The 16,471-nt window shown below is 69.0% G+C and carries 18 protein-coding genes; 3 read left to right on the top strand and 15 right to left on the bottom strand.

The window, feature by feature from the left end:
* Positions 1–16: 16 nt before the first annotated feature.
* A complete protein-coding gene (locus ACWF0M_RS00675; protein ID WP_452233462.1) occupies positions 17–793 on the bottom strand; it encodes a phytanoyl-CoA dioxygenase family protein in 777 nt (258 codons plus the stop codon).
* A gap of 172 nt (positions 794–965) precedes the next feature.
* Here ACWF0M_RS00675 and ACWF0M_RS00670 point away from each other — a divergent pair, with 172 nt between their 5' ends.
* Entirely contained in the window at positions 966–1,103 is a 138-nt protein-coding gene (locus tag ACWF0M_RS00670) for a hypothetical protein (RefSeq protein ID WP_452233461.1), read from the top strand.
* On the opposite strand, the gene ACWF0M_RS00665 is transcribed toward ACWF0M_RS00670, so the two are convergent.
* From ACWF0M_RS00665 to ACWF0M_RS00600, 14 genes are all read right to left on the bottom strand, one after another.
* Positions 1,078–1,422, bottom strand: coding sequence for a TraR/DksA family transcriptional regulator (locus ACWF0M_RS00665; protein ID WP_452233460.1), 345 nt, complete (start codon positions 1,420–1,422; stop codon positions 1,078–1,080). The genes ACWF0M_RS00670 and ACWF0M_RS00665 overlap by 26 nt on opposite strands.
* Positions 1,423–1,438: 16 nt before the next feature.
* Positions 1,439–1,933: a WS/DGAT domain-containing protein gene (locus ACWF0M_RS00660; RefSeq protein ID WP_452233459.1), complete on the bottom strand. Its 495-nt coding sequence runs from the start codon at positions 1,931–1,933 to the stop codon at positions 1,439–1,441.
* 82 nt (positions 1,934–2,015) lie between these two features.
* Positions 2,016–2,258, bottom strand: a complete 243-nt coding sequence (locus ACWF0M_RS00655; RefSeq protein WP_452233458.1) for a hypothetical protein — start codon at positions 2,256–2,258, stop codon at positions 2,016–2,018.
* 49 nt (positions 2,259–2,307) lie between these two features.
* The gene (locus tag ACWF0M_RS00650; protein ID WP_452233457.1) at positions 2,308–4,440 is read right to left on the bottom strand and encodes a hypothetical protein; all 2,133 of its coding nucleotides are present in this window, start codon (positions 4,438–4,440) and stop codon (positions 2,308–2,310) included.
* Between the two features lie 37 nt (positions 4,441–4,477).
* On the bottom strand, positions 4,478–6,127 hold the full coding sequence (locus ACWF0M_RS00645) for a phage tail protein (RefSeq protein WP_452233456.1): 1,650 nt from the start codon (positions 6,125–6,127) through the stop codon (positions 4,478–4,480).
* Positions 6,124–8,277: a putative baseplate assembly protein gene (locus tag ACWF0M_RS00640; RefSeq protein ID WP_452233455.1), complete on the bottom strand. Its 2,154-nt coding sequence runs from the start codon at positions 8,275–8,277 to the stop codon at positions 6,124–6,126. The genes ACWF0M_RS00645 and ACWF0M_RS00640 overlap by 4 nt, the downstream gene beginning before the upstream one ends.
* Positions 8,274–8,681 (bottom strand): GPW/gp25 family protein, encoded by a 408-nt coding sequence (locus ACWF0M_RS00635; protein ID WP_452233454.1) that lies wholly within the window; start codon positions 8,679–8,681, stop codon positions 8,274–8,276. The genes ACWF0M_RS00640 and ACWF0M_RS00635 overlap by 4 nt, the downstream gene beginning before the upstream one ends.
* 13 nt (positions 8,682–8,694) lie before the next feature.
* Positions 8,695–9,090, bottom strand: a complete 396-nt coding sequence (locus tag ACWF0M_RS00630) for a hypothetical protein (RefSeq protein WP_452233453.1) — start codon at positions 9,088–9,090, stop codon at positions 8,695–8,697.
* 3 nt (positions 9,091–9,093) lie between these two features.
* Entirely contained in the window at positions 9,094–10,821 is a 1,728-nt protein-coding gene (locus ACWF0M_RS00625; protein ID WP_452233452.1) for a phage baseplate assembly protein V, read from the bottom strand.
* Positions 10,818–11,558: a CIS tube protein gene (locus tag ACWF0M_RS00620; protein ID WP_452233451.1), complete on the bottom strand. Its 741-nt coding sequence runs from the start codon at positions 11,556–11,558 to the stop codon at positions 10,818–10,820. Before ACWF0M_RS00620 ends, ACWF0M_RS00625 begins: the two co-directional genes overlap by 4 nt.
* On the bottom strand, positions 11,559–12,485 hold the full coding sequence (locus ACWF0M_RS00615) for an eCIS core domain-containing protein (protein WP_452233450.1): 927 nt from the start codon (positions 12,483–12,485) through the stop codon (positions 11,559–11,561). It abuts the gene before it with no gap.
* A 115-nt stretch (positions 12,486–12,600) separates the two neighbouring features.
* Complete coding sequence (locus ACWF0M_RS00610; RefSeq protein WP_452233449.1) at positions 12,601–13,044, bottom strand: hypothetical protein; 444 nt, start codon at positions 13,042–13,044, stop codon at positions 12,601–12,603.
* A gap of 5 nt (positions 13,045–13,049) precedes the next feature.
* Complete coding sequence (locus tag ACWF0M_RS00605; RefSeq protein ID WP_452233448.1) at positions 13,050–13,487, bottom strand: phage tail protein; 438 nt, start codon at positions 13,485–13,487, stop codon at positions 13,050–13,052.
* A 3-nt stretch (positions 13,488–13,490) separates the two neighbouring features.
* Entirely contained in the window at positions 13,491–14,978 is a 1,488-nt protein-coding gene (locus ACWF0M_RS00600) for a phage tail sheath family protein (RefSeq protein ID WP_452233447.1), read from the bottom strand.
* Positions 14,979–15,209: 231 nt separating this feature from the next.
* Between ACWF0M_RS00600 and ACWF0M_RS00595 the strand changes: the two genes are divergently transcribed.
* Complete coding sequence (locus tag ACWF0M_RS00595) at positions 15,210–16,157, top strand: Pvc16 family protein (protein WP_452233446.1); 948 nt, start codon at positions 15,210–15,212, stop codon at positions 16,155–16,157.
* Complete coding sequence (locus ACWF0M_RS00590) at positions 16,154–16,378, top strand: hypothetical protein (RefSeq protein WP_452233445.1); 225 nt, start codon at positions 16,154–16,156, stop codon at positions 16,376–16,378. The genes ACWF0M_RS00595 and ACWF0M_RS00590 overlap by 4 nt, the downstream gene beginning before the upstream one ends.
* The last annotated feature ends 93 nt before the right edge of the window (positions 16,379–16,471 follow it).

The raw sequence follows: 16,471 nt of genomic DNA, 5'->3' as shown, positions 1-16,471 counted from the left end.
GCGGCGAGTCCCTACGTCAGATCGGGAGCGGGTCGTAGTTGGCGCCGAACGGGGCGTCTGGTCTTGCGAACTCGCCCATCAGGGCGCGCCTCAGCGGCGTGGTGCGCTCGAGGAACTCGGGGTCGTTGCTGAGGCGGTCAGCCGGGCGGACCCACGGCGGGCTGTAGACGTAGTGCGTCGTATAGCGGTCGTAGTCGCCGTCGTGGCGGAACGTTCGATGCCAGACGCCGTTGTGGAACACCAGCGCGGCCCCGGCCTCGGCGCACACGACATGGCCGATCGCGATATCGCCCTTGCTCCCACGGATTGAATCAGGTAGGGCGACCCGCGACCGGTGGCTGCCGGGGATCAGCTCCATGTTGCCCATCCCGGGCACCGTCTGATCGGTGAGCAGGTACGACACGCGGAGCTGAAGCAACGGAACCGGGTATCCCAGGTCCTTGAAGTCGAACGCGGACGATCCGTCCTGGTGCCAACCGCCGTTCCCCGCGTGCGCCGGCTGCATGGTGTTCCAGCCCGCCTGCAGCACGAACCGGTCGCCGAGCAGACCCTGCACCTTCGGCAGTACGTCGGGATGGTCGATGAGCCGCTCGAGAACCGGTTCGCTCTCGTAGGTCCGGCCGATCTGCCCGAACTCGCGGTCGCGGTTCTGGTGCAGACGCCGCGAAACGTCGTACGCCTCGGCGGCCTCGTCCTTCGTCAGGACATTCGGAATCAGGAAGTACCCCCACGACTCGAAGATGAAGCGATCGGTCTCGGTCAGCGGACCTCTGTCGACGACGGGATCGAGCATCACAATGTCCTCTTCTTCAGGTGTTTGGATGATCAGCGCAACAGCCACCATCCCGCTTCGCGCTGGGGATAAACATCTAACGCCCCCAGATCGGCACCCAACCCAAACTCACCGGCCCGATCGGGCCTCGGCCAGACACCTCCCATCCGGCATCCACGGCTAAGGTGCCGGTATGTCAAGCGTCTCAATCAGGTCGGCGACGGCGGCCGACCTCGATGGCTTGGTCTTCGCGCCCAACACCAGCCGGTACTACGGGTTCGTCGTACCGGCCGCCCTGCCGCCGCTCACTGGGCTGCGGATGCGCAGGTGATGCAGGTGCGAGCGGCTGGTCTTGCCTGCAGGCGGACTGTGGCGATCGGTTGACTGCACTGTTCGCAGACTCCGTAGGTGCCGGTCGCCAACCGCTCGATTGCCGTCTCGATCTCTCTCAGCTGGAGCCGGACCTGCTGTGCAAGGGCTGCGACCTGTGACCGCTCGAACGCGATGGTCGCACCCTCGGGATCGTGCTCGTCGTCGGCGTTGGAGTCCCGCGAGGCCGCTACCACCTCATTGAAAGCGCCGGTCAGATCCTTAAGCCGCCGGAGCGCCTGTTGTCGTTCCGTCTCGAGCAGTTCGCGAGCCTCATCCACCTGTCAATCCTGACACTCAGCCCTTCCATCGCGGCGTGGGCCGTAGTCGGCTGAGGGTTTTGTACAGGTGGTTGGCCAGTGCGCTTGCGGTTACGTGTTTGCCGATTGCTAGGCCGACGCCGAGAAGGCCGTTCCAGCTCACGGCACCCATGGCGAGTGGGGTGCCGGGTACTAGAGGCAGGATCGGGTACGCCGTGTGGAGCGGTACGCCGGCGAACGTCATCGGGATCGTTGGTCCGGGGATGTTCGACACCACCGCGTGCAGGAATCGCGGGCCGTAGACCGCTGGTGCGAACCAGCGTGCGAACGGTTCAGGTGCGGCACGGAGACCCGTCGCCATCACGAATCGGGAGGCCATGGCTCGTGTAGGTCGGCGTACCCGGTCGGTACGGGCGGACGCCTCGGCGAGCAACTCGTCGAACGGGCGTCCCTCGACGGGTACCTCGATCAGGGTCGCGGCCGTCGCGTTGCCCTCCGGCGTGCTGTCCCGCGTCCGCACCGTTGTCGTCACCGAGAACCTCAGCTGCCTCCGAGTCGCGAGCGCCGGCGAGACGGCGGAGAGACGGCGGAGAGACCGTCGGCGAGGAGCGCGATCAAGAGATCGGTGATGCGTACTCCACGTGCGGCCGCGATTCTTCGTACGGCGGCCAACTCCACCTCGGCGACCGCGAACTCGCGGCGCAACGAGCCGGGTGGCACCGGTCGTGTGGCGCCGTCGCGTCTTCCAGGCCGTCGGTAGGTTCCGCGTAGCGGGACAGAGCGAAGGCCTGCATCAGCAGCGCCGTGGTCGACATGACGGTCCGCAGCTCGTGGAACTCCGGTACCAGCGACTTCACGGCCACATCGTCTACCGGCCGGCGACGCAGTACTTGACCAACTAGTGCGTCACGAGGTCCTGCTGTCTGGTGTGGTCGGGCCGTGGGGCGGTTCGGGGAAGTCTGCGCGGGGGTTCCGGGTTGGGGGTGGTTGGAGCTCCTCGAAGCGGGTTACTTGTACGTCGTAGCGCTTGGCGACGACCCGGTAGCTGAACTGGCTGTTCGCCTCCTCGGCGCCCACAACCTGGAACCCGGTCTGTCGTCGGGCGGCAACGTGAATACCGTTGTTCGCGTCGTATTCCGAGAGGAACACGTGGTAGTCGCCCTCGCCGATGAGGGCGACGAACTCGTCGTCGAGCGTCACCTCGGCCCGGCCGTTCTCCAGGGTCCCGAATCCGAAGTCCTCGAACCAGCAGTCGGGGCTCTCGACGGCGTACATCGCGCGAACTGCGCCGTCCCGCCCACGCATCACCGCGGCCTTGGTGCCGGTGATCTGGGAATTGCCCTCGATCAGGATGTCTCCCTGAACACGCACCTTGCCCTCGAACCAGCCGCCGTAGCCGGTCGTCGAGCGCCCGTACACGCCGGCCGCAAGACCGCCGTTGTGGCAATCGCCCTGCACGCCCGTGCCGTCCGGCTCGTCGCTCGACCCCCAGATCGCCTGGCTCTGATTGCCGCCGGCAACCCCGTTGGCGGTGATCCGGCCGGAGACGTTGAGAGCCAGCGGAGTGTACACACCGGTCGTGAACGCACGATCGGGGTTGAGGGTCAGCCAGTCGGTGCTGTCGGAACGCAACCCCGCGCGCCCCTGAATCCCGACTGCGCCGTTGACGTCGAGCAACATCGCCGGGGAGGACGTCCCGATCCCCACGCACTGGTTGCGCAGTGTCATCAGATCGGTGACGCCTTGGCGGAGCACGACCACATCGTCGGCGTCGTTGTCGTTGCCGATTTCCAGGCGGGTGCTTTCACCCGAGAGGACGGAGTACCGGATGTAGGCACGATCGGCGGCACCTCCGCCAGGGTTCGGCGGCCACATGATGCCGGCTTCACCGGATCCCACTTCCGGAGTGATCGGGCCGCCTTTCACCTGCAGTGCGCCCTGCGGGGACGACGTACCGATGCCGACCTTGCCCTGCGCGATGGTCAACCGGTCGGCACCCTGCTGACGGAGGACCAGGGCATCGCCGGCTTGGCTGTCGACACCGAGAACCAGGCGGGTCGCCCCTCCGGTCGCGACGTGGTAGCGGAGATAGGCCTGGTCGGCGGCGCCCGCGGCGGCGACCGGGAACTGGATCCCGGCGGTAGCGCCGTTGCCCACCTCCGGCATGATCGCCCCGCCCTTGACCTGCAGCGAGGCCTGCGGAGACGACGTACCGACGCCGAGACGGCCCGATGCAGGCACGGTCAGCCGGCTGGCTCGCACCTCCCCGCCTGCGCGGTCGACGCCCAGCGCCTCCCGCCCGTCGGTGGTCAGCACCTGGACCTGCTTCGCCGACAGAGTGAGCGCCGGCTGGTTCTCTCCCCCGGCCGGTACGCGCACGAACACCGCCTCCGCGCTGGTGCCGATCTCGCCCAGGACCGGATCGTCCACGATCTTGCGGCCCGCGGCGTCGCGCACCGCCGGCCGGCGGAGCAGCACCTTGTCCACCGACGTCCAGGCACCCGTCCGCGCGCCGGCGTCCAGCTTGGCGACGTTCCCGTTCTGCAGCGACACCGCCGCGAGCACGACCTGGTCGGGTCCCACCTCGGTCGCGGGTCGCAACAGGACCTTGGGCGAGTGGTTGAACCGGAACACGTTGCCGCGGCCACTCTCGAACGCTTCCCTGTCGAACGTCTCGGCCCACTCGATCGTCAGCACCCGTTCCGCCGTGGCGCTGCCCGTGCCGACGACGAGTCCGTCGGCCGGAACGGTCACCGCCGTGGGAGGCGTGACGATGGCGAGCCCGCCCTCGGCGAGCGCGATGTGCCGTCCCCGCGCATCCAAGGCGACGCCTGGCGAGACGGTCAGTTTCGGCGAACCGACGGTCGCCGATACCTGGAGTCCCGCCGCGACTCCCGGCTCGTGCAGCGTCCCGCCATGCAGCCGTTCGAGGGGTTGGTAGTACTTCTCCTGGTCGATGAGGTTCTCGGGACGCGACGTCGGACCCGTGCCCTCGTCGCCCGCCAGATCCCGGTACGACGTACGGGTCAGCTTCTCCATCTCGAACACCTACTTCCTGAACCGGCCCTCGCCGGACTCACGACGGGTTGATCAGCTTCCAGTTGAGCCATGCGGCCGACGACGCGGGCTTCTGGCGGTTGACCAGGTCGGCGATGCTGCGGATGACGGGGCCTTGCCCGTCCTGCGTTGTGCTCTGCGTCGGGAAGTGCACGAACACCCCGAACTGGTACGGCAGGCCACGCAGCATCGGCGGCGCGGCACCTGACTCCGGTTCGCCGGAGTCGCAGACGAACAGGTCGTCACCGACCTTGACCATCCCGCGCGGCAGACACATCCGTCCGGCCTCGGTGACGCGCTCGATGCCGGTCACCTTCACCGGCTCGCGACGGTCCAGCCGGACCCGGTAGACGGCCGCGGGTTCGGCACGCACCCGGTTGAAGGGCACAGTGGCAGGTGGCGCCACTGGCCTGACCCCCGCGTCGAGGACGAGCAGGTCGTCGCCGTCGGCCAGCATGGCCATGGGTGATACCAACGGGTTGTTCACGGCGTCCGCCAGCAGCCGGCGTTCGGCCCATTGGTCCGGGTCGGCCCGATTCACCCAGATCAGGTCGGCCGGTACGGCGGAGGAGTCCTTGCGGGCGTCGGCGACGACCAGGTCGCGGCCGACCGCCACGACGGCGCGCGGGTTGACGTCCGTGGAGTTCAGCACGTGGCGCTTCAGGACGATCGGCGTGACCCCTGCGTTGACCTCAATGATCGTTCGGGTGTCCCGGTTCACGATGAGCAGCCGGCCGGGGCCGTCGCTCACCATGACCTCGGGCAGGTTGCCCTGCTTCAGCACCTGCGCCGTTGCCACCTCGCTCAGCTGGTCGAGCTGGTTCGAGGAGATCCGGTAGAGCGCGAACGAGTCGAGGACGTACGCCGTCCATCCGCCGGCTACGGTGTCGACCACCAGTCCGCCCGGCCGTCCCAGCCGGGGTGGCGGCGGCGACCCCTCAGCGGGTGGGGGCGCCGAGGGATCGATCAGCGGTAGGGGTACCGGTTTGGGTGGCGCGCCGGCGATGTCGCGGTACTCGCCGCTCCGCGTGATCCGCCATACTGCCGGTGGCCTGCCCGCGGACTGCTTTGTCAGCCCGTTGTCTCCGAGGAGCAGGTCGCCCTGTGGCGTGGCCCCGATGCAGAAGGGATGAGCGGCGCCGGAGACCACTGTGACGCCGGTGGCATCGAGAGTGGGGCCCTGGCACAGCAGCGCCTGTACGTCGGCAATGCGCCCGGGAGCGAGCGTCGTACGGAAGACACTGGTGCCGTCGTCGACGGTGATCCGCGGCCGGACCGCCGCGACCGTGTGCAGTTCGAGAAACCGCCTGAGCCCGTCTGCGCTGCCTCGCCGCCGCCATACCCCGGTCATCTTCGCGATTGCTTGGCGGCGCTGCAGCTCACCCCAGAGTGGTGGGACCTCGAGCCCGACCCAGCCGGCGAGCCAGGGCAGGAAGCGCTCCGGAGCGATTCGTGGGTCGAGCATCTCGTGCAGTCGATCGATGCGGCCCTCGAGGCCCCCGTGCGTGTGGGCGGGAAGCCCCGACGGCTCCGGTACATGCACAGGGCGGACACCCAGGTTCGCCCGACTCAGCATCTCCTCGGCGACACCGACGAGAAGATCGACCGTGCCGCCGTCGTCGTGGTCCCACAGCACCGGTGGCAGGTACCGCAGATAGGCACTCGTCACGACTCCAGCTCCCCCGTGATCGTGATGCTTCCCTGGCAGACCAGCTCGTAGTCGAAGATCCTGACCTGCTTGGCGTCCTTGTCGATGACGTCGGTCACCGGCCGCTGTCCGGTGACGGCTCCGGGCAGGAAGTAGAGGGGCTTCTCCAGGACCAGATCGAGCGCACTGATGTAGCCGAGGTGGTCGGCGGGCCGGATCGCCTGGTACACGTCGGATTCGAAGACGCTCTCGCCGACGGCCCAGCCGGCACCGCTACGTCCGCCGTACACCGGGTGCAGGAACTTCTCGATGTTCTTCCGTACGGCGTTGTGGACGTCCTCCTTGCCCGAGATCAGGCCGTCGTCCTTCGCCCGCTGGAAGACCTGCACAGTGACCTTGATGCCCACCGGGACATAACGCGGTCCACGCACCGCGAGCTCTGCCGTGACGTCACGTCGCCGGTCGAGAACCCGGTGGACCTCGCGGGACAGTGCGAGCGAGGGCTCCGGCCTGGGCGTTCCGGGGCCCAGGTCGGGGACCACGATCAGGTTCACCTTTCCGGGAGTCCGCTGGAGGTCGCCGTACGTCCACCAGCTGCTGGAGGCACCGCCCGTCAGGCGCGGGGCGAGGCATCGGACCGAGGCGATGTCGGAGGACGCGGTGAGCGCCAACGCCTCGTAGTCCTCGGCGGTCACCGCTCGGTCGCCGTGACGCAGCAGTTCCGGTGCGCGTCGCTTGGTCTCCTCGATCGGTTCCTCGTCCGTGCCACCGCCGGCCGGTATCGGGTTGACGACGCCGGTGACGCCGGTGACGTTCGCGGTCGGCACGTGGAGCAGCCCCGCCGGAACGTTGCCGTTGGCACCGGCACTGACGTAGCGATAGCTCGCCTCGATCCGCTGGCCGGGCGTCGGGACGGTGCCTTGCCCAGTGCCTGCGACCGCGTCGTGGTCGCCGAAGGTGATCTCCCCGCTGACTGGGTCGAGCAGATACGACGTACCCGCGCGGTCCGGCAAGAAGTCGACGGCCGTCCAGGTCGCGCCCCCGACCGTGACCGTCACATGGTCGTACGGCCTGTCGGTGAACGGCCGGGCGTAGATCGGCCGCTGAGCGAAGCCGAACACCTGGTGCGGAGTCCCGTCGCCCAGACCGAGCACCTCGTTCTTGACCGTGGCCACGGCGCTCGCTGTCGTGGTGCCGAGCAGCATCCGATCCAGGCGCAACCGCAACCGCGGTGGGTTGGTCGCCGGGTCCAGAGGATCCTTCTGACGCGCCACGCGGACGCCGAGCCAGCGTGCCGCGGTGGTGACCGAGTGCGTCGGAGCGGCCGGCCACTTGGTCGTGTCCTGGGTCGCCCAGTTCGCCCCCGGCGGAAGGCGGAGGCGGACGAGACCCGCACGCGTCAGTCCTGCCGTGGCGTCGGAGATGACCTCGAGGGTTGGCCAGCGGGCGGGATCGAGCTGTTCCGCGGCCGAGTAGACCCACTCGAGATTCTGGCCCAGGGTGGTGTCGACAGCACTGCGGAACGGCTCGACGTAGACGTCGAACAGGGCCGGTACCTGTGGCTGTGCGGCCAGACCCAAGCACAGCTGGATGGCGTCGTCGATGCCGAGGTCCACTGCCAGTGCTGCGGACGTGTCGCCGGCGAACATCTTCGAGACGTCCTTGTAGACCCGCGCGGCTCCCTTCGGCAGCGCAATGGACATGGTCCCGGCTGCCGCGAGCTCACTGCCCAGAAGCGCCGCGTCGGTCTCGAAGACCACGGGCGGAACCGCCTCGGTGCCCGGCGTCTGCACCGGAGTTCCCGCGGGAATCTCCGCTGTACCTGGCCGAGCCGTGAACGTGAGCAGCGTCCGTGCCGGGTTCTGGGGCGCGCGGGTGATGCCGAGCAGGCCGAGGAAGGCGACGTACTGCTTCTCAGGCACTCGGTTGAGCCGATAGATGAGTGTCTCGGTCAGCCAGGCGAACAGCTCGACCAGCGCCATGCCGATATCGCTGGGGTTCTGGTCGGTCCATTGCGGCGCGCGCTTCTTGATCCGTACGACGGCTTCGTCGACCAGGTCCTGCCACCGCCGGTCGTCCAGGTCAGGCGGAAGCAACCGGCCGCGCTCGGAGACCCGCTCGGGACCCGTCAGCGGGAACAGTGCGTCGATGTCGGGTGGTTGCTCGGTCACGCGCCACCTCCGATCGTGACCGGCACGACCAGGCTGCGTGCCGTCGAGGTGCCGGCGAGGCGGTAGGCGATCGAGATGATCAGCACGCCCTGCTCGGGAAGGTTCTCGACATCGACGTCCTCCAGCGCGATCCGCGGCTCCCAGCGGGTGAGCGCGGTCGCGACGAGGTGCCGGGCGAGGTTGGTCGTCGCCGGGCTGTTGGGTGCGAACGCGAGGCTGCGCAGGTTCGCACCGAAGTCCGGCCGCATCACCCGCTCCCCGTGCTGGGTGCCGAGGATGATCCGCACGGACTGCTCGATCCGCTCGATTCCGGCTGCCTCGGCCACGCCGCCCGCCGGACCGAGCCGGAGCGGAAAGGCGGGGCCACGCCCGTAGTAGTCCTGGCTGCGCTGGCTGACCGTCATGTCCTCCCCCTCCTCATGGCGTCTGGACCTGCAGCACGTCCTGACCCGCGCTCACGGTGAAGGTCGCTGTCGGTACGCCGTCTGTGGCGGCCTTGAAGGCCCCCGCCCGCAGCACCTGCCGCCCACCCACCAGCAGCAGCGACGTCCCGCCCTCGTAGCTGGTCACCAGTGAGCACTTCTTCGTCGGCGGCGGGCCGGTCGAGGTGGGCTGGGTGCAGCTGGCGCTGATCGTGGCAGCTCCCCCGACCGTAAGCACCGCAGCCCCGTTCACCATCAGCGCAGGGTCCGGCGGGACGATGACCTTTCCCTTGCCGAACGGGGCGACCGGCGGCGTACCCGGTGGTGGCGGTGGCGCGGCGTGGGAGCAGAGCATCGAGCTCGCTGACGTCAGCACGGGGTCCATGGCCACGGCTCACACCTTGGTCACATTCATGTTCGTGTCCACCGTGACCGCGACAGCCGTGGCTCGCATCGTCACGTTGCCTGCCGGGGTGGTCAGGTCGACGCCTCCCGTGTCGGAGCTCAGCGCGATGGCCCCGCTCGAGGTCTTCAGGTCGATGCCCCCGGCGGAGTTCAGCTCGATCTTCGAGGCCGCGAGCTTCAGGGTGCCCAGCGGCGCGGACAGCGTCAGGTCACGGAAGGCGTCCACCGCGACCGACCCGTCGGCCTCGATCGACACCGTGGCACCGGTCGGATGCTCGATCGAGAGGCGGGACTTGACGTCGTCGAACGTGAGGGTGTGGCCGGTCCGCGACCGGATCCGCGTGATGGCGGTCGGCTCCAGCACCGGCTTGACGTCGATCTGGCTCCACAGACTGCCGATCACGTACGCCTGCGAGACGTCGTTCCCGGCGAAAGCCAGCAGCACCTGGTCGTTGATCTCCGGGAGGAAGTAGGTGCCGCGCCCGTTGCCGGCCGAGAGCGTCGCGCAGTGTGCGATCACGAGATCGGTCTCCTCGAGCTGCGGGAGCTTGACGGCGACCTTGTACTGCACCGGGTCCACGACCCGGACCGTGCCCACCACGACCCCTTCCACCGGAGGACGTTTGTCGGGCGGCGGGTCCTCCTGGGTGGCCTTGCGGACCAGTCCCAGCACGGTCGAGCTCGCGCGCTGATTCACCGCGAAGTCCGTCCGGTAGCCCTGCTGGTCGAAGGTGTGCGTCACCTTGCTCAGGCGGTAGCGGCCGCTGAAGCGCTTCCCGACGCCGGCGATCTCGACGTACGTCCCGGCCCTCAGGCCGGGCTGCCCGATGCACGACCCGGTTGCTTCGTACATGCCCTCCAGCAGGTCCTGCAGGATCGCCTTGGCCACGAGCACGGCGTCGATGGGCGACTTCACCTTGTGGTGCCGCACGACCCGGCGACCGAGTGACGCGAGCGCGCCGACGCCCGCCTCTCCGAGCCGTTCGAGGATCGAGTCGAGGTCGAGCCCGGCCGTCGTCATCACGCCCACGATGTCGAGGGCGAGATCCTCGTTGTACCCGCGCACGATCTGCACCCCCGGGGCGTCGGCGTGGGAGAACCGGGGGTCGAAGGAGGAGAGGGTGCGGCCCCATTCCAGGACCGGCACCTCGGTCGCGGGCCGCGGGAACCGGAAGTAGAGCCTGTCCCACTCGACGTACACCTCGAAGAAATTCTCGAACGCCCGCTCCTTGAGGATCGCCATGTCCGGGGCGTTGCGCGGCAGCAGCGTGTGCGGCGGGAACGGCGAGGGATCGACGATCGGGATCAGGCCGGCCTCCAGCGCGATCTGCGTCGCGACGAGGCTGTCGTTCATGAACTGGAACGCCGGTCGTTCCGGTACGTCGTGGCGCAGCCGGTAGGACTTGTCGTAGACGACGATCGTCATCGTCGGAGCCCCCGACTGCGGGAAGGACGGCTCCACGGAGGCGATGTTGCCGAGCATCATCGGACGCAGGTCGTCGCCGTACCCGAGATACAGTTCGACCTCCTTGCCGAGGTCGAACAGGGGTGAGTCGGTGAACCGGTTGCCGGCGTTGTCCAGCACGATCGTGGCCATGTGCGCCAGCTCGACGTCACCCTCGTAGCGCAGACTGAGAAGGTGTTGCGTGACATCGGCGGCGAGCGTGACGCCGCTGATGTCGATCCGCGCGCGGGGCGCGAAGTAGTCGGCGGTCACGCGCCGCCTCCGGCACGCATCACCAGCGGCGCGCCGGGCGGCAGCGCGAGCGGGTCCTCGATCTCGTTGGCATCGGCGATCTCGCGCCAGCGCCGTGGATCGCCCAGATAGGTCGCGGCCAGGTTGGGCAGGGTGTCGCGCTGACCGATCTGGTGGAGCGTCGGAGGTCCGACGAAGAAGCCCTGCCGGGTCTCGGTCTCGATCCGCACGAACTCCCGGAAGCTCACCCTGAGCCGCGCGCGGACCGGCGTGCCGTCGGCCAGGAACATCGTCGTGTGGAGCTCCGCGTCCACGAGCACGCACGGGAAGGAGAACCCGCCCATCAGGAACAGCAGGTTCGGCGGGGTGTGCGTGGCCGGGTCGGGATCGAGCAGGTCGATGATCTGCTGGGTGTGTTCGCGCACGTCGTTCCCGACCTCGTAGGTGTCGTAGAACAGCTCCATCCGCAGGGTTCGTGCCCGGCCGCGCACGAACTGGACCGGCGACGCGGCGAGCCCGGGGATGCCGATCTCGGCGATCTCGTTGCCGTGGTCGAGCTGGTACTCCTCGGGGTTGTACATCACGCTGATCGCCGCGCCGGTGCGGTTGTTGATGACCAGCGCCGGAGCGACCGGTATCCGTGCCGCCGTGGGGAGCTTGCGCCGCCTGCGCAGGAGCACCGAGGCGATCTCCGCGCCGCTGAGCGGCCCGGCGAGCAGGGCCGGGGTGATGGGCGCGCCGAAGGGGTTGGTGACCATCTACGCTCCCCGCTCCCTGTCTCGACGCAACTGCCGCAGAACCTCCTGGTATGTCGCCTCGGCCGAGACCGCGCGAGGAGGGTGCATGGCCTGCTCCGGAAGGGCAGGAGGCTGGGGATCACGTACTCCGGGCATGGCCTGCTGGGCGGGCGCGGCCGCAGGAGGTACGCCGTACGGGCCTGTCGTCGTCTCCGCAGCAGGCTGTGGGCGCGTGGGCGCCGGCAGGTTCCCGACAGGTGCACCGCGGTACGCCACGGTGGGCGACAGCCCGGTCGGGAGATCGACAGCCTGGGCGTAGGCGCCTGCCTGTCGCTCCTCGGCCGCGCGTCCCGCCGGGGTCGACCGTCGCCAGGAGGTCCCCGGCCGGGTCGACTGCACGGCGTGCCATACCTCGTGGCGGAGGAGATCCGCGTCGCCGGCGTGATCTGTCGCGGGCGGGCAATCCGCCCAGTAGACGTCCGTGCCGACGGTGACGGCGTCGGCGCCGCGGCCGCGCGCCAGGGCGGAGGGTCCCTCCCCGGTGTGGACAACCACGTCCGCGACCTCGTGTCCCAGCGTCGGCCGGAGCCGGTCCTGGACCGCAGCCGGCAGCCGCTCCGCCGTCGCTCGTGTTCGGGTGAACGCGCCACCGGCCACCGATTCGCGCGCGTACGACGCCTGAGCAGGTACGACGACGGGCTCGACCTCGGGAGATCCCGCAGACATGCTGTCGGGTGCCGCCCACAGGGCAACCCGCGGAGCAGGGGGCTGCGGCTGCTCCGGACTGGTGTCGCCCCAACCCATCGCGGACGGACGCACCTCGCCGACGGGTGGCACGCGTACCTCGATCCGCGACCGGACAGGTCGCGGAGCCAGCAGTCGCCCACGCAGCGCGGACTCCTGGAGTGCGAGCACCTTCGTCCGCTGCGCGATGAGCTGCCGTGCCAAGTGCTCTACCTGGCGGCCCAGGGTCGGGTAGGGGGCTGGGCGCGGCGTCACGACGAGTCCGCTTCCAGGGACAGGACTGTGTCGAGCCATCGACGTCGCTCGGCATGGTCGAGGCTCATGAGCTCACCGTGGGTCCAGTGGACACGCTGTCCGAGGAGGGCGACCTCTTGGTAGACCCGGTCCAAGGGGTAGCCGACGATTCCCCCGGCGGCGGCACCGCCGTGGTGAACCGCTGCTCGCAGTTGGGGCAGGAGATCACGAGGGTGCGGGACGCCAGGCCGTTGACGTCGTTGTACAGCTCCAGCAGGAAGTCGAGATCCTGCGCGAAGAGTCCTTCGATCACCGACGGGTTGATCTCGGTGATCGTGCCGATCCTCGTCACCACCCGCGAGAGCAGGATCACGACGAGGTACGCCGGCGACGCGAGAACCCGCGGGTCCTTCATCGGCAGGATCTCGTCGGCCGCGGTGGCCAGCCGCATCACGCCCTCGCGGTGCAGCGTGCCGGCGGAGTCGACGTACCCCGCTCGGAACTCGAAGTCGTACTCGATCTGGAGCATCGCCGCTACACCCGGACGATGCCCTCGTGCGCGAGCACGAGCGACTCCACGGCGACCTCGTTGCCGATGGCGTTCAGCGTCGGGCCGTCCCACTTCGTCGGCCAGGCGCTGCTGAAGTTCCAGCGGACGACCTCCAGCTGGTGGGCCAGGTCGTAGACCACGATCGAGCCGCTCTTGCGTTGCACGCGTCCGGAGATCACGCTGCGGCGCCAGTCGTAGAGCTCCCGGGAGTCGGTGAGGCCCCACTTCAACGTGATGTCGGAGTAGCTGGTCTTGCCGGGCAGCTTGTAGACGGTCGTGTTGTCGCCGCCCTGCCGGTGGTCGATCACCTCGGTGGTCGACTCCAGCCCGCTGCATTCGCGGAAGCCGGCCTGGATGATGCCGTCGAGCTCGACCAGGAAGTTGAAGCTCACATACGGGTCGACCCGTGCACCGGTCACCATGGCTCAGCCCTCCTCGGCCTGGGCGCCACCGGACCAGAGCCCGATCCGCACCCTCACGAACTCTGCTGGTTTCACCGGGGCCACGCCGATCTCGATGACGACCTGTCCCAGGTCGCGCACGGGCGACGGATTCAGCTCCTCGTCGATCTTGACGTAGAACGCCTCATCCGCCGACGCCCCGAAGAGTGCGCCCGAGGCCCACACGCGGGTCAGGAACTCGGTGACCGTGCGTTCGAGCCGCTTCCACAGGCGGAGGTCGTTCGGCTCGAAGACCGCCCACCGAATGCCCTCCTGGACGGACTCCTCGATGAACGACATCAGCCGGCGGACGTTGACGTACCGCCAGGGCAGTTCGCCCGCCTTCGCCGTCGTCCGCGCGCCCCACACCACCGGCCGCGAGGACCCCGCGAACACGCGAAGCACATTGACGCCCGCAGCGTTGAGCGGATCCTGGTCGCTGTCGTCGAGCGGGAACTGGAGGCCCTGGGCCCCGCTGATGCTCTCGTTCGCGGGCGCCTTGTGCACCCCACGCTCGGCGTCGACCCGGGCGTAGACGCCGGCGACATGTCCCGAGGGAGGCACCAGGATCGGCTTCGCGCCTGGGGTGGTGGCCGTCGGGTCAGCGACCGTCAGCCAGGGGAAGTAGAGCGCCGCGAAACCGCGGTCGGACTCCACATCGGCCCGCTGGGTGAGGACGCTCGCGGTGGTCGCAGTCTGGGCCGAGTCGAGGATCGCGAACCGGCCCTGATCCCTGCAGTGCTTCACCAACGCCTGCTGGATCGTCTTCGTGCTCACCCCGGGGGCACACACCAGGCTGACGTCGTCGATCTTGCCCAAGGCGGTGAGCCCGGCCTGCCAGTCGGCGTCGGTCAGCACCCCGGGATTGTCGTCGGTGCCACCCTCCAGGTTCGTCGCGTCGACGGGGTCCGGCATCCGCGAGGCGTCGTTGCGCAGCGTGGCCCGGTCCGGCAGCGACACCTTCACCAGTGCCGAGTCGATGGCGGCCAAGGAGTCCGCGTCGAGCGTCTGGTCCTTGAAGGTCTCCTTGGCGTAGCCCGGCCCGTTGACCACAAGCGTGAACGTGTCGTCGCTGGAGCCCTGGGCCACCGCGACCGTGATGTCGTTGCCGGCGGAGCCCTCCTCGAGCGCGGTCACCACAAGCGCCGTCCTCGCGTCGTCCCCTTCGCCGCGGTCCGGTACGTCGAGGCTCGCGGCCGTCCCGCCCGCGCTGACCCGCACGATGTAGGCCGACCTACCACCGTTCTCGAAGAACCCGCGCACGGCCAGCACCAGGTCGCGGTACGCCGTCGGCGGCGACGCGGAGGTCGTGAACTGCTCGGTGAACCTGGTCAGGTTGCCGACGCGCACCGGCGTCGCGACGTCTCCCTTCTCCGCGGCTCCGAGGAACGCCGCCGTGCTGGTTCCCGCCCCGGCGATCGGCCCGGAGGCGGCTTGCTCCTCGATGTAGACACCAGGGGTGTTCGTGACCATGGCACGCTCCTCGATGCGATGGGCCAACCGGTGTGGCCGACCGTGCTTCCACGGGCCTCCACGGACACAGCCTCACCACACCGCGTCTCCTCGGCATCACCCCAGCGTCACGGCCCGTGGCCGTGACTCGTCGGTGATTCTCGGGTGACGGCGGGCTGACGCCCCGGCGGCACCATCGAGACCACCCCCTGACTGAACGAACCCACCCGGGGTGCACCAGGAAGGCGCGCCATGATCTCCGACCTCGACCGGCTGCTCAGATCTCTGCTGATGGCGCGGGTGCCGCAGCTGAGAGCCGAGTCGCAGATCCGGTTCCAGCCGCCGGACGAGACCTGGCGCGAGACGGTCTCGAACCTCGACGTCCAGGGCGAGCCCGCGATCGCCTTGAACGTCTACCTCGCCGAGATAGGCCAGCTGCGCGAGCTGAGGTCGAACGAACGGACCCGCACGATCACCAACGGGGTGGTGACCGAGCACCGGCGGCCCGAGTGGATGCGGTGCCTGTACCTGATGAGCGCGTGGAGCCCGGCCAGCAGCGAGCAGGTCGAGCCGACCCTGGACGAGCACGCGCTCTTGCATGCGGTGGCGACCGCCCTGACCAACGCCGCCCCGCTCAACGCCACCCGGATTCTTCCGGCCGGGTCCCCGGCCCTCACCGAGCTGCCGGCTCCGCTGCGGAACCTCGAGCTGCCGACCGAGGTGATGCCGGTCGGCGGTTTCGCCAAGCTAGCCGAGTTCTGGTCCTCGATGGGCGCCGGTCACCGCTGGAGGCCGGTCGTCGCCCTGGCCGTCGGCCTGCCACTGCTGTCGCCCGATCCCGTCCTCCGCGGACGCGCGGTCACAACAGTGGTGCTCCACCTCGGTGCCGGCGAGCCGCTCGACGGCGGGTGTGTCCAGCTCGGCGGCCGGGTGCTCGGTCCGGATGGTGTGCCAGTCGCGGATGCCCTACTGACGGTGCTTGCGGGCGCGGATCCGGCCGAGGAGCTCACACACGCAATCTCCGAGCCACTCACCGGCCGGTTCGTGGTCGAGCTCCCGCTCACGGTCCTCACCGGCTCAGCGCACTTCGAGCTGCGTGCGGAGGCGGGTGGGCTGGCCGGTTCGATTCCCCTCGACGTACAGCAACCCACGCACGACGTCCACATCGCTCCGGTTCCCGTCCCGAAGGGGGCATTGTGACCAGCCTTGGCTCCAGGGACCGCGCCGGCGTACTCCACATCACCGTCTGGCAGGAAGGCGACGATGTTGCGCTGCGGATGTTCCGGGCGCGGATCACCCAGCGGCTCGACGTCCAGGGTCCGGAGGAGTCGACCGATTTCGCCCGGACCGTCGACGAGGTGCTCGCCCAGGTCGACGACTGGCTGCACCGGTTTGTCGGAGACATCCCGAGCGGTCAGTGACGCCGTCGTGACGAAGCGGTGACGCTCGCCGCTGAGCATGGTTCAATCGAGAAGACTTGGATTCGACACCGAGGGCGGGGCGCTGTGGGGGCG

It is taken from the genome of Kribbella sp. NPDC055110 (assembly GCF_053607525.1).
The sequence above is the reverse complement of the archived record's forward strand: the minus strand, read 5'-3'. Positions and strand labels throughout refer to the sequence as shown.

Bases quoted from the DNA above. Each gene is read 5' to 3' on its own strand.
- ACWF0M_RS00620 (WP_452233451.1), bottom strand. From the start codon at position 11,558: ATGGTCACCAACCCCTTCGGCGCGCCCATCACCCCGGCCCTGCTCGCC.
- ACWF0M_RS00670 (WP_452233461.1), top strand. From the start codon at position 966: ATGTCAAGCGTCTCAATCAGGTCGGCGACGGCGGCCGACCTCGATGGC.
- ACWF0M_RS00605 (WP_452233448.1), bottom strand. From the start codon at position 13,487: ATGGTGACCGGTGCACGGGTCGACCCGTATGTGAGCTTCAACTTCCTG.
- ACWF0M_RS00650 (WP_452233457.1), bottom strand. From the start codon at position 4,440: ATGGAGAAGCTGACCCGTACGTCGTACCGGGATCTGGCGGGCGACGAG.
- ACWF0M_RS00675 (WP_452233462.1), bottom strand. From the start codon at position 793: ATGCTCGATCCCGTCGTCGACAGAGGTCCGCTGACCGAGACCGATCGC.
- ACWF0M_RS00600 (WP_452233447.1), bottom strand. From the start codon at position 14,978: ATGGTCACGAACACCCCTGGTGTCTACATCGAGGAGCAAGCCGCCTCC.
- ACWF0M_RS00635 (WP_452233454.1), bottom strand. From the start codon at position 8,681: ATGACGGTCAGCCAGCGCAGCCAGGACTACTACGGGCGTGGCCCCGCC.
- ACWF0M_RS00595 (WP_452233446.1), top strand. From the start codon at position 15,210: ATGATCTCCGACCTCGACCGGCTGCTCAGATCTCTGCTGATGGCGCGG.
- ACWF0M_RS00610 (WP_452233449.1), bottom strand. From the start codon at position 13,044: ATGCTCCAGATCGAGTACGACTTCGAGTTCCGAGCGGGGTACGTCGAC.